The organism is Acinetobacter sp. WC-141 (genome assembly GCF_000313935.1).
Lineage (GTDB): Bacteria > Pseudomonadota > Gammaproteobacteria > Pseudomonadales > Moraxellaceae > Acinetobacter.
This window is the reverse complement of the sequence record NZ_AMSS01000014.1, coordinates 99227-111426: the sequence shown is the minus strand read 5'-3', so window position 1 is coordinate 111426 and position 12200 is coordinate 99227. Positions and strand designations below refer to the sequence as shown.

Below are 12200 nucleotides of genomic sequence, written 5' to 3'. Positions count from 1 at the left end.
TTTTCACTCAAAGATTTAAAAGATAAGGGTTAAAACAAAGCACTTTTGAGTCGATTAAAAATGAGCGCGCGTACTTCTCGTTCCTTGATCATTGAGTTGAGTAGGTTGGAGCTATAACGAATCAGCTGCCCCCGCTGCTCACGATCACGGATGACTTCTAAGCCGTTTTTGACATAGTTTCGAGCAATCATCGTTCTACGGTTTGGATGGGTTAAACAGACCAGTTGACCGCGTTCGATCTGCTCTTTAATTTTTCTTCTTCTAATTTTGCCGCTCGTGGTCTTATTTATTCGGCCTTGATGCAATAAATAGACACCGTCTACAGGCAATCCAATATCAGCCGCCACTTGTTCTTTAACCTGAGTTCTAATGGTTTCAAAATTAAGTGTCTTATCTAAGGACTTTTTCTTAATCTCAAGTACAACCGTAACCCCTTCAGAATCATCAAAATTTACTGCTGCAACACAGCCTTTACGAACAGCAGGATGTGCCGTTTCAACAGAGCACTCAATGTCTTGAGGGTAATAGTTTTTGCCACGAATGATAATCACATCCTTAAGGCGGCCGGTTATATAGAGGTCTCCGTTTTTGATAAAGCCCATATCACCCGTTCTTAAGTAGTGTACTTGGCTAGGTTGTCCCGCTTCATTAAGGATCGTGGCTTCAAAGGTTTCCTGATTAACTTCCGGCTTTTGCCAGTAACCTGCAGTGACACTCTCGCCTGCTAGCCAGATTTCACCGACTTCATGAGCCGCTACCTCTTTACGGGTATGAGGGTTAACGATACGGCAATCAATATGTTTCGAGATCTTGCCACAGCTCACTACTTGCACGGCTGTCTGATCTTGGCTGGTCTGTACCAAATGGGCATTTAACTGGTCACGATCAAGTGAAATTGCATTGAGTGGGCCAGTTACGCCACTGACTAAGAGCGTCACTTCTGCCAAGCCATAACATGGCAAGAAAGTATCTAGTCGGAGCTTCGATTGTGTATTGAACTTCTCCATGAAGCGTTGCATAACATGGGCCTTGATCGGCTCGGCACCATTAAACAGCACACGCACACGGCTTAAATCAAGCGCTGTAGCTTGCTCATCAGTGATGCGATGCAGACATAATTCATAGGCAAAGTTTGGTCCACCACTAATCGTGACGCCTTTTTCACTAATAAATTGTAGCCATTTAAGAGGTTTTCGAATGAAATCCAACGGCGACATGACATAACAAGTCAGCCCCATATATACGGTTTGCAAAACCGAGCCGATCAACCCCATATCGTGGTAAACAGGCAGCCACGTCAGGCCAACATCTTCTGGTTGTGTACCAAAAGCTTCGGCAATCATGACTTCATTGGCCATAATATTTTTATGAGTGACAATTACGCCTTTAGGCCAGCCTGTTGAGCCTGAGGTATATTGAAGGAAGCAGATATCTTTTTCAGTAATAAGCGGAAAATCCTTTTCCACCAAGTCACGCTGCAATTCGGCATCAACAGCATGTAATATCAAATTTTCATTTTGAGCTTTTAGTGTGATAAGACCTGCTAGCTCAAGAATCTTTTTTGTTGTGAGTACAATCTTAGGCTCACAGTCATTCATAATATTCAAAATATTAGAAAAACCATTACGGTTAAACGGTAAGCTGACTGGTACTGCAATAATTTTAGCTTTCAGACAGGCAAAGAACGATACGATAAAGTCCAACCCAGGTTCGAATAGCAATACGGCACGGTCACCACTGTCTACAATATTCATTAATATTTGGGCTTGATGTTGAACTCGCTCATTCAAATCTGCATATGTCAGAGATTGAATACCACCAGACTGGCGTCCCAAATACTCAAAAGCGATCTTATTTCCATTTAATTTTGCGTGGGATTCCAAAGTTGCAATGATATTATCCGTACACATTACAGCCATAACTTACTCCGATTAATTATAATTAACCTTTAAAATCTGCTAATTCAGAAACGACATTTTTTGCTAGGTTTCTTAATAAAGAATAAATATACTTTTTATTTAAAATATAAATTCACATTATATTTTATGTATGAGTGTTACTTATTACACCTGTAAGTGTTTACAGGTTAGTGATCTCTTATCGAAAATTAAGAAGCTAAATCCTTTATATGAATCATTTTTTGTTCAGTTATATATTTTTAATTTCTTATCATTATTTTAAATTAATGCCTCACCTATTCCTAATTTAGATACTCATAAGCCAAGTCTTTGAAGGTTTTTACTCTTAAACAGTTGCATCATTATTTTTTAACTCTAGAGTAAATATTTTCAAAAAATTTATAAAAAATAATATAAATTAAAAATTAAATTATTATATTTATATAGGTACACATAAAAAATAAATATTTAAGAATACAGCATGAAGATAAATAAAAAGTTTTATTTATTATATTTCTTTAAATTTAAAATATTTAATTAACTTAAATCAATTATATAAATCTTAAAATTATTTATTTCTTTTAATTTTAATATTAAATTTCTGTGTTATTTATACTCTCTACAAAAGCCCTAGCATTACAGCTCGAATAGCTGCTGAAATTTTATTATTTACATTTAACTTTTGCATGGAGTTACTGAGATGGAAATTTACGGTTCTTTCAGTTACCCCAAGAATCTGAGCTATTTCTGCTGACGTTTTGCCTTCGGCAGTCCAACGTAACGCCTCTTTTTCCCTGTTCGTTAAATAAAGATTGAATTTAGCAAACTCTACATCATTTACTATTTTAGCAATGCTGGAATGCACTGTTTGAGTTAACCAGTACATATTCGTATATTGTGCTTTTTGTTCTTTTTCTGATAACTGGTCGTTGGATCTTGCTAGTGTTAGCATTCCTCGGGTCCCAATAAAATCACGGCTTGACTGAGCCCAACCGACATTTAAACCATAAGAACGCGCTTCCTCCCAAAAATCTTTTTCGGTCTGTGTCTTTGCAGATTGACTCGACCAAACAAGAGGTTGAAGTGATACCATACAATGCTGCACGGTGGGATCTATCTTCACATATTGCCGTTCCACATAACGTTTCTGCCATGCTTCTGGATAATTATTCAGCATAATCGTTTTTGGTTCAGCAATAGATAAGGGTGATTGCATACCATAAGCGCAATAGTCAAATCCGAGCCTTGATGCGGTAGATTTAACGATCTCAAACAACTGGTATTCATTCTTTACCACCAAAAATGCTGATAATAAATCCTCTTGCCAACTTTCCATTTGCTCTCATTAGACTCCATTCACAGACTATTTTTTATTCGGTTGCATATTGTGAATCCAAGCAATCAAATTGAAGTGTAGGTCTAATCTTTTACCGTAATTTCAATAAAGTCCTTCAAAAATCTAAAAGATTCTGAAGTTGCTAAATATATTTTCGGCGCCTACTCTTCTATTAGAGCTCTCAATTAAAGACTTTGAATTCATCATCCAATTAACAACACTTTTAAGCCCGGAATAGTTGCAAATTATTCAGATAAACTAGATGTCTGAAAGCTTTCAAGGTTGTTATATTTCATGCGCAGATTATGCTTTAAAAATTAAAATTTACAGGATGCATTTTATTCCAAAATATATATTTTTTTAATTTATAAAGAGGTCGACTACTTAAACTTCATCGCATATTTTTATTAATTTAATTAAATAATATTGTCTATCAATTATTCGATATCTCTAATTTTCTTATTTTTTATATATAAAAACTAAAAATAATTATAATACTTTAAAAACCAATCAATTAAAGTAAAAATCCTCATACTTATAATTAGTATTTGAGTACAAGAAATATTGGTTAACTAATAATCTCCATCGAGGGAGTCTCTTTAAAAAATAATTTTTTACCCCACAACCTCTCTAATAAGAAGAGCTTAAAGATGTGCTAACACATTATAGTTAACCTGTTAAATATAACAGTATTTTATTGGCAAAACTTTATGTTATTTATTCATTAAATCTTAATTTAGGGTACTTAAGCAGGTAGCATGGTTAGCATACCCCCTCATTTCTCTATCTCAACAGATGGTTTTATTCGAATGAACAAAAACCAACTCATGAGTTATCCTCTTCAACACATCATCTCTATCGTTGAATCTAGACATACTGAAGCGTCTCAAATTTTCTATTATGGTTTTACCGAATGGGCAACCTCACAGACTCCAGCATTAAGTACCGGATGGGATTGGGAACTCATTGAGAATAATGGCATCACTACCGTAAAACGAGTGGGGTTACCTCGAAGCAATATCATGATTGTTGATGTATCTGGTATGGATATCGGATTTGATATTAATGAAACATTACTCGAGAAAAAAATAGATACTTTGTTCTGGGAACCATTTATTTATACCCAAATCAATACTTCATTAACCAAGTCTTCATTAAGTCAAACCTTCTCTTAGAAACCTGTAAATTCTTACAGTTACCACCTTTCCAGCTGTTCAGTAAAGTCACTTGAAAAATAAGTGGAAGCACTTTTAATGAATGTTATTGCTGGATTTCAAAACAATTTTTCAGAAGGCCTATATACCAAATTTAAAAGTTACCGCTACAAGGTATTTGTTGAATATTTAGGTTGGGAGTTGAACTGTCCTAATAATGAAGAGCTAGATCAATTTGATAAAATCGACACAGCGTATGTCGTTGCTCAAGATAGAGAATCTAACATTATTGGCTGCGCGAGACTTCTACCGACCATCCAGCCTTATTTACTGGGTGAAATATTCCCTCAATTAATGAATGGAATGCCTATTCCTTGCTCACCAGAAATCTGGGAATTATCAAGATTTTCAGCCGTAGATTTCTCGAACCCGCCGACCTCTGCTAATCAAGCAGTGTCATCCCCAGTCTCTATTGCTATTCTGCAAGAAGCGATCAACTTTGCAAGAAAACAAGGCGCAAAACAACTTATTACGACCTCACCTCTTGGGGTAGAGCGGTTATTACGTGCCGCGGGTTTTCGCGCCCGTCGTGCAGGACCGCCAATGGTCATCAATGGATATGCTATGTTTGCATGCTTGATTGAAGTTTAATTTCTTATTTGGGACTCATACCTATTTTTGGCATGAGTCCCAATTTTTATATAGTCAGGTAGCAATACGATTAAGAAACATTAATACCTATTAATCAATTTTGGTTTTTAAATTTAAATTCGACTTTTTATAATAAGTTTCATCCATTTTAGCACTCCAATCGCGCGGCATAAATGACGTCGATATAATTGCGACTACAGCCATACTTCCAATATAAAACATAATTAGATATGGATTACCCTGCCCGATACTCAACAATTTAGTAGCAATCATTGGTGCCAAACCACCACCTAATACGCCAGCTAACTGTACCGAAATCGAGATTCCACTATAACGAATTTCCGCTGGAAATTGACGTGCAAAAAGCTGAGCTTGCGGCGCATACATAATTGGGAACACAACGCCAATTGCTAAAACAATTGCGGTCCAGACTAACACCGGGTCTTTTGTGTTGAGCATGGTAAAAAATGGATAGCAGTAAAGCGCCAGTATGCATAGGCCAAACATAAACATATTGCGTTGGCCGACTTTATCCGACAAATGTCCGCATAAAGGTGTCATAAATAAAATGACGGCTGCGCCGCAAATGGTAGCAAATAAAATGTCTTGGCGTGGAATTCCAAGTTGTGCGGTGGTATAAGCCAATGTAAATGTTGAGGCAATATAGAACCATGCATTTTCGGCAGCGCGAGCCAAAATAATGGTGATGAGTTGCTTTGGATGATTTTTAAAAACCTGTAAAGCAGGAACTTTGACTTCCTCGGACTGTTGTTTTACTTTTTCGAAATCTGGCGACTCAGGCACTTTTACTCGAATATACCAACCTACTGCCAGTAAAATAATACTGGCAAGAAATGGTAAACGCCAACCCCAGCTAAACAGTGCTTCTTCAGGTAATAACGACACCAGACCCAACGCGATTGAGGCTAGCATTAAGCCACCACCTGTACTAGCTTGAGGTAAACTTCCCCAGAACCCTTTACCGCCTTCGGGAGCATGTTCAACGGCCATAAGTACAGCACCACCCCATTCACCGCCCATTGCCATACCTTGAATGAATCGCAAGACAACCAAGCCAATCGCAGCCCAATATCCAATTGATTCATAAGTCGGTAATAAGCCAATCAGTACGGTTGGGATCCCCATGAGCATCAAGGTCAGTAGCAACATCGATTTACGGCCAATCTTGTCACCAAAATGACCAAAGACTAAGCCGCCTAATGGTCTTCCAATAAATCCAACGGCATAGGTGGCAAATGCAGCAAGCACGCCGGTAAGTGCATCCAGATTTGGGAAAAATAACTTATTAAAAATGAGCGCTGCTGCCGCACCGTAAATAAAAAAGTCATACCATTCAATGGTGGTGCCGACCATGCTAGAGATGCCTGCTAATCGATGTGACGACTTTTTAGTATTTGAACCGTTTCCATGTATTGATTGCATCGTAATATCCTTTTTAGATTTTCTTGTTTTATCTTTTTTATGCTTATGACCAGCCCTGACCATAAGCATTTTCAGGTCTCGCTTTTTCTCCTTAAGCTTTTTATATTTTTGTAATTCGGTTTAGCTCAATTTTTCTAAAATTGGCTCAAATTTCGAATTACGTTCTTGCCACTGTGGTTGTTTGTCTTTATCGACAATGAGAGCGCGGACACCTTCAATAAAGTCACCGTGCTCAAACCAGATATCCTGTAAATCACGTTCAAGCTGCATGCACTGAGGTAAAGAGAGCCCTCGACCTAAATGTTGCAGTTTTAAACTGGTTTGCTTGGCAATAAATGAGCGTTGCTGCAAAATGCTGAGCATCTTGCTTGTCCAAGTCTTTAAGCTTTCATCTTGTTCATTTTCAAGACTTTGCTCGATTTCATCTAAATGCTGATATCCGAAGTGTTTACGGATACCTTCCGCCAATTGTTTTAATTCACTTTCGGCAGGGCGAGTAATAAATCGGGTAATGATGCGTTCAATTCCCTCTTTGCTTAAACTTGGCGCGCCAACGAGAGCATCTTGCAAAGCTTGTAACTGCTCGCTTGGCACATGGTAGTCAATTAAATCGAGGTAAAGCGCATCACTACTGCTGATCTGCTCACCCGTAATGGCCATATAAACACCAATATCATCAAGGCGAGAAAGGAAATGAGTTGCACCAACATCTGGGAAAAAGCCAATCGCTGTTTCAGGCATGGCAAATCTGGATTTTTCACTGCTCACCACAATGTGGCAAGCCTGAGCCAAGCCAAAACCACCACCTAATACATAGCCATCAAGCACAACAATGATTGGCTTTTCATATTCACGCAGTATATTTAGCATTTTATATTCGGCACTAAAGTAGCCTTTGTAATCGGCCGTACCATTTTTATAACTGTCATAGAGATAGCGAATATCTCCACCTGCACAGAAGGCTTTTGGGCTATTTGACTTAATTAACACTGCCTGAACAGCAGCATCATTTCGCCATAGTTCCAATTGGGCACCAATACTTTTAATCATATCTAGCGATAATGCATTGAGATGAGTCACACGGTCTAAGGTAATCATGCCCAACTTACCTTGTTGCTCAATCATTAAGTGATTTTCTGTATTCATTTTATTGATCTCTTATTGATTTTTAAAATTTGCCTTTCGTTTTTCAACAAAAGCCTGCATCCCTTCTTTTTGGTCAAATGTTGCAAATATTGAATGGAACATACGTCTTTCAAAACGCAAGCCTTCAGTAAGGTTTACTTCAAAAGCTCTGTTGATGGTTTCTTTAAGCATCATGTTTGCAGTTAAAGATCTGGCTGCAATTTTTTCAGCGGCTTGCAAGGTTTGTTCAAGTAATTCTTCTTTAGTAAACACACGCGCGACTAAACCACTTTGCTCTGCTTCTACAGCGCCCATTTGACGAGCGGTAAGGCACATTTCCATTGCTTTGGATTTACCAATCGCATGAGTTAAGCGTTGTGTGCCACCAATACCCGGAATCACACCTAAAGTGACTTCGGGTAAACCAAACTTGGCGTTATCAGCACAATAAATAAAGTCACACATCAGCGCCAATTCACAACCACCACCCAATGCATAGCCACTCACCGCTGCAATTAGAGGTTTACGGCGCTGTGCAATACGGTCTGCAAGATGAAAAAAGTCATCAAAATAAATATCAGGAAATGCTAAATCAGCCATTTCTTTAATGTCGGCACCTGCGGCAAAAGCCTTTTCAGAACCTGCCAATACCATGCAGCCAATTTCGCGGTCTTTTTCGAGCTGATCTAATGCCTGATTAATTTCGCTAATTAATTCACTATTTAAGGCATTGAGCGCTTGAGGGCGATTTAATGTAATCAATCCGACCCCATTACGCTTTTCTAATAAAATACTTTGCCACTGCATTATTTATTCCTTATTCTGTTTTTATAGACTACGTGCAATCACTAAACGCTGAATATCACTCGTGCCTTCGTAAATTTGGCAAATACGGGCATCACGATAGATACGTTCAATTGGGAAGTCTCTGAGATAGCCATAGCCACCAAACACTTGTAGTGCACTCGAACACACACGCTCAGTCATTTCTGAAGCAAATAACTTAGCCATTGAAGCTTCATTGAGACATGGTTGTCCTGCTTCTTTTAAACGCGCAGCGTAGTGAACCAGTTGTCTCGCTGCTTCGATTTCTGTTGCCATGCTAGCAAGGCGAAACGCGATGGTTTGATGCTCAAAAATTGGTTTTCCAAAAGTAATACGTTCTTTGGCATAACGAGTTGCTTCTTCGAGTGCTGCACGTGCTAGACCAACTGCTTGTGCAGCAATACCAATACGTCCACCTTCTAAATTGGCGAGAGCTATTTTTAAGCCTTCGCCCTCTTTGCCTAGCATGAGGCTTTTGTGAATGCGTACATCTGTCAGCGCAATTTGGCAGGTATCTGAAGCATGCAGACCCAGTTTTTCTTCAACACGAATCACTTCATAGCCCGGTGTTTCGCGTGGGACTAAAAAGGCACTAATACCTTTTTTGCCCGCGCTCGGATCGGTCACGGCAAACACAATAATGACGCCGGCATTATTACCCGAGGTAATAAACTGCTTTGCACCATTTAAAATGTAATCGTCACCATCTTTCACTGCTCGGGTTTTAATGGCTCCCGCATCTGAGCCAGTATGCGGTTCGGTTAAAGCAAAAGCGCCAATCATTTCACCTTGCGCTAAAGGTTTTAAAAAGCGCTCTTTTTGTTCGTCAGTACCAAATTTTAAAATAGGCACACAGCCAACCGAGTTGTGTACGCTCATGATGGTTGAGGTTGCGCCATCTGCTGCCGCAACTTCTTCGAGGGCTAGTACATAAGCTAAGTTACCCGTGTCTGAACCGCCCCATTGCTCTGAAACAAGCATACCCATAAAACCGAGTTGCCCCATTTGAGCTAAGGTGTCTTTCGGGAAAGTCCCGTCTCGATCCCAATCACTGGCATGAGGCTTAATTTGTTCTTGGGCGAAACTTTTCGCCATATCACGAATGAGTAATTGTTCTTCGGTAAATTGCATTATTATTTCCTTTACCCTGCTTTAGCTTGTTGTTTAGCAATTTCTTGATTACGCAATAAAAAGCGCTGAATTTTGCCACTTGGAGTTTTAGGTAATTCACTCACAAATTCAACTAAACGTGGGTACGCATGTGCAGAAAGTCGTCTTTTAACAAATTGGCTGAGTTGTTCAGCAAGTGCCTCTGACGGTTGAGCATCCGTAGCTAAAATTACAAATGCCTTAACCACTTCGGTACGGTCTGGGTCAGGCACACCAATCACTGCAGCCTCAACCACTGCATCATGTTCAAGCAAAGCACTTTCAACATCGAATGGCCCAATCCGATAGCCCGATGTGGTGATTACATCATCACTGCGCCCTACAAAGCTCATGCTGCCATCAGCATGTAACTCGGCAGTGTCGCCAGTTAAGTAGTAATGACCAACAAATGGTGATTTTCGGCTTTCTTTATAGCCGCCGAACCACATCATTGGAGACTTGCTAATGTCGACTGCTAAAATTCCCGGTGTATCTGGCGGCAGTTCTTCACCTTGTTCATTAACAATCGCAACACGGTAACCCGGGCTTGGGAAACCTGCTGAACCAGCATGAATTTCATGTTTTAAACCATGATGATTACACACCACCATACCCACTTCGGTTTGTCCATAATGGTCATAAATTGGAGCATCAAGCACTTGTTTAAACCAGCGAATGACTTCTGGATTCAGCGGCTCGCCTGCACTGCTCACTACACGGAACTGCCCTTTTAACGGCGTCATTTGTGCTGGATCAGCCGCCATCATCATACGGTAAGCCGTTGGTGCACCTGCCAAGTTGTTAACTTTATAATCTTTCACAATTTGGCATAGGCTATCTGTGCTAAAACCACCTTCATAAAACAAAGTAGCGTGACCCAAGAATAACGGCCCAGTAATCGCATAGTACAGACCATACGCCCAACCCGGATCGGCAATATTCCAAAACGAATCTTCTTCGGTTAAACCAATGGCATCTTGCATATATCGACCAAAGGCAATTAGTGCTTTTAATGGCACTTCCAATGGTTTAGCTGGCCCTGTAGTGCCTGAAGTAAACATGAGCAAGAAAGGATCTTGGATGCTACGCATAACCAAATCACATTGATCAGACTGCGGTTTTACTTCATTCCAAAAGTTAAAATCGCCTGCTTTAAGGGGAGTACCTTGTGCATCGGCCACCGTCACAATTGCAGGGCAATTTTCAATTTCATCAAGCTTGCTACGGTTGCCCGTATCGGTCACCACCAGCTTACTTTGTGCAAGCTGAATACGGTGCTCAATCGCTTTTGGGCCAAATGCAGTAAATAGTGGTTGATAGACAGCACCAATTCGCCAAGCTGCAAAAATAGTCACGATCAATTCGGGTGTTCTTGGTAATAGACCTGAAATACGGTCGCCTGCTTTTACACCTTGTGATTTTAGAAAGTTGGCAAACTGACTTGACCACTCTTTTAATTCACGGAAGGTATATTGCTCTTTTCGTCCGTCTTTTCCTTGCCAATACAGTGCAATTTTGTCGCCATCTGCGTGTCGATCACAGCATTCATAACAAGCATTTAAGGCATCAAGTGAACCTGATAACATCTGTTTTGCAGTGCTTTCCAAATCGAAAGTCTGTGCAGCATTTTGATAATCCATCATATCTTTTCCCTCAGTCCGGATTTGTTGTTATTCACGACAGGGTTTATGTGTTTAAAGCCATCCTTTGGCTTTACCGTTATGCCTCTTGTGGCAGGTATTGCTGAATAATGCTCGAAAAGTCGAGATTGGCATTACCACGCATGCACATTTGCTGATACAGCTGTTGCACCATACCGCCTAATACGACTGGCTGTTTGACTTGGCCTGCCGCTTCTACTGCAAGACCCAAATCTTTTAGCATCAGCTGAGTTGCAAAGCCGTCTTGGTAACCTCGAGATGCTGGGGCATTTTCATTAATATGCGGCCATGGGTTACATACATCCGAACTCCAACAACGACCGCTTGAAGTGTTAATGACGCCTGCCAATGCTTGTGGGTCAATACCTAGCTTCACACCAAGTGCCATACCTTCGGCCACCGCGGCCATTGAAATACCCAAAATCAGGTTATTGCAGATTTTGGCAATTTGACCTGCACCGACATCGCCACAATGAACTATGTTTTTGCCCATGTGGCTAAGCACAGGTTTTACTTCGTAAAAGGTTTGATCATCGGCACCCACCATAAAGGTTAAGGTTCCTGCTTGAGCACCAATGGTTCCACCTGAAACTGGTGCATCACAGATTTTAATATTTTTGCTTTGCGCAACAGCGGCAATGTCTTTAATGGTTTGTGGATCAATGGTACTGCTATCAATGCATAAGCTACCTGATTTTAGCACTTCCAATACACCATTTTCACCCAAGTAAACTTCTTTAACGTGCTTGGCCGCAGGTAGCATGCTAATAACCACATCTGCTTGTTTAGCTGCATCCTGTGGGCTGTCGCAGACCACACCACCTGCCTCGGCAAAGTGCTGGATCGCGACTTCACTAAGGTCATAACCATAAACTTTGATTCCGGCTTTAAGTAGATTATGGGCCATTCTGCCGCCCATATTGCCTAGACCGATAAAGGCGATATTCATCCGTGATCC

Annotated in this window: 10 protein-coding genes; 2 read left to right on the top strand and 8 right to left on the bottom strand. The window is 40.2% G+C overall.

Annotation, left to right across the window (positions count from 1 at the left end; translation table 11 throughout):
- Positions 1-29: 29 nt before the first annotated feature.
- Both ACINWC141_RS02330 and abaR read right to left on the bottom strand, forming a co-directional pair.
- Positions 30-1919: a fatty acyl-AMP ligase gene (locus ACINWC141_RS02330; RefSeq protein WP_009387397.1), complete on the bottom strand. Its 1890-nt coding sequence runs from the start codon at positions 1917-1919 to the stop codon at positions 30-32.
- Positions 1920-2517: 598 nt separating this feature from the next.
- Entirely contained in the window at positions 2518-3234 is a 717-nt protein-coding gene (abaR, locus tag ACINWC141_RS02325) for a LuxR family transcriptional regulator AbaR (RefSeq protein ID WP_009387458.1), read from the bottom strand.
- A gap of 758 nt (positions 3235-3992) precedes the next feature.
- Between abaR and ACINWC141_RS02320 the strand changes: the two genes are divergently transcribed.
- Both ACINWC141_RS02320 and abaI read left to right on the top strand, forming a co-directional pair.
- Complete coding sequence (locus ACINWC141_RS02320; RefSeq protein WP_081399987.1) at positions 3993-4409, top strand: DUF4902 domain-containing protein; 417 nt, start codon at positions 3993-3995, stop codon at positions 4407-4409.
- A 63-nt stretch (positions 4410-4472) separates the two neighbouring features.
- On the top strand, positions 4473-5039 hold the full coding sequence (gene abaI / locus ACINWC141_RS02315) for an acyl-homoserine-lactone synthase AbaI (RefSeq protein ID WP_081399986.1): 567 nt from the start codon (positions 4473-4475) through the stop codon (positions 5037-5039).
- A gap of 90 nt (positions 5040-5129) precedes the next feature.
- On the opposite strand, the gene ACINWC141_RS02310 is transcribed toward abaI, so the two are convergent.
- From ACINWC141_RS02310 to mmsB, 6 genes are all read right to left on the bottom strand, one after another.
- The gene (locus tag ACINWC141_RS02310; RefSeq protein WP_009387422.1) at positions 5130-6482 is read right to left on the bottom strand and encodes an MFS transporter; all 1353 of its coding nucleotides are present in this window, start codon (positions 6480-6482) and stop codon (positions 5130-5132) included.
- 120 nt (positions 6483-6602) lie between these two features.
- Positions 6603-7628 carry an enoyl-CoA hydratase/isomerase family protein gene (locus ACINWC141_RS02305; RefSeq protein WP_009387443.1) on the bottom strand — a complete coding sequence of 342 codons (1026 nt, stop codon included), beginning with the start codon at positions 7626-7628 and terminating at the stop codon, positions 6603-6605.
- Positions 7629-7640: 12 nt separating this feature from the next.
- Positions 7641-8414 (bottom strand): enoyl-CoA hydratase, encoded by a 774-nt coding sequence (locus ACINWC141_RS02300; RefSeq protein WP_009387396.1) that lies wholly within the window; start codon positions 8412-8414, stop codon positions 7641-7643.
- Between the two features lie 21 nt (positions 8415-8435).
- On the bottom strand, positions 8436-9563 hold the full coding sequence (locus ACINWC141_RS02295) for an acyl-CoA dehydrogenase family protein (RefSeq protein ID WP_009387437.1): 1128 nt from the start codon (positions 9561-9563) through the stop codon (positions 8436-8438).
- A gap of 11 nt (positions 9564-9574) precedes the next feature.
- Entirely contained in the window at positions 9575-11224 is a 1650-nt protein-coding gene (locus ACINWC141_RS02290) for an AMP-binding protein (protein WP_034677365.1), read from the bottom strand.
- 76 nt (positions 11225-11300) lie between these two features.
- Entirely contained in the window at positions 11301-12191 is an 891-nt protein-coding gene (gene mmsB, locus ACINWC141_RS02285; protein ID WP_009387469.1) for a 3-hydroxyisobutyrate dehydrogenase, read from the bottom strand.
- Positions 12192-12200: the final 9 nt, after the last annotated feature.

Coding starts and splice junctions, on each gene's coding strand:
- ACINWC141_RS02330 (WP_009387397.1), bottom strand. CDS start 1,919: ATGGCTGTAATGTGTACGGATAATATCATTGCAACTTTGGAATCCCAC.
- abaR (WP_009387458.1), bottom strand. CDS start 3,234: ATGGAAAGTTGGCAAGAGGATTTATTATCAGCATTTTTGGTGGTAAAG.
- ACINWC141_RS02320 (WP_081399987.1), top strand. CDS start 3,993: ATGGTTAGCATACCCCCTCATTTCTCTATCTCAACAGATGGTTTTATT.
- ACINWC141_RS02310 (WP_009387422.1), bottom strand. CDS start 6,482: ATGCAATCAATACATGGAAACGGTTCAAATACTAAAAAGTCGTCACAT.
- ACINWC141_RS02305 (WP_009387443.1), bottom strand. CDS start 7,628: ATGAATACAGAAAATCACTTAATGATTGAGCAACAAGGTAAGTTGGGC.
- ACINWC141_RS02300 (WP_009387396.1), bottom strand. CDS start 8,414: ATGCAGTGGCAAAGTATTTTATTAGAAAAGCGTAATGGGGTCGGATTG.
- ACINWC141_RS02295 (WP_009387437.1), bottom strand. CDS start 9,563: ATGCAATTTACCGAAGAACAATTACTCATTCGTGATATGGCGAAAAGT.
- ACINWC141_RS02290 (WP_034677365.1), bottom strand. CDS start 11,224: ATGATGGATTATCAAAATGCTGCACAGACTTTCGATTTGGAAAGCACT.
- mmsB (WP_009387469.1), bottom strand. CDS start 12,191: ATGAATATCGCCTTTATCGGTCTAGGCAATATGGGCGGCAGAATGGCC.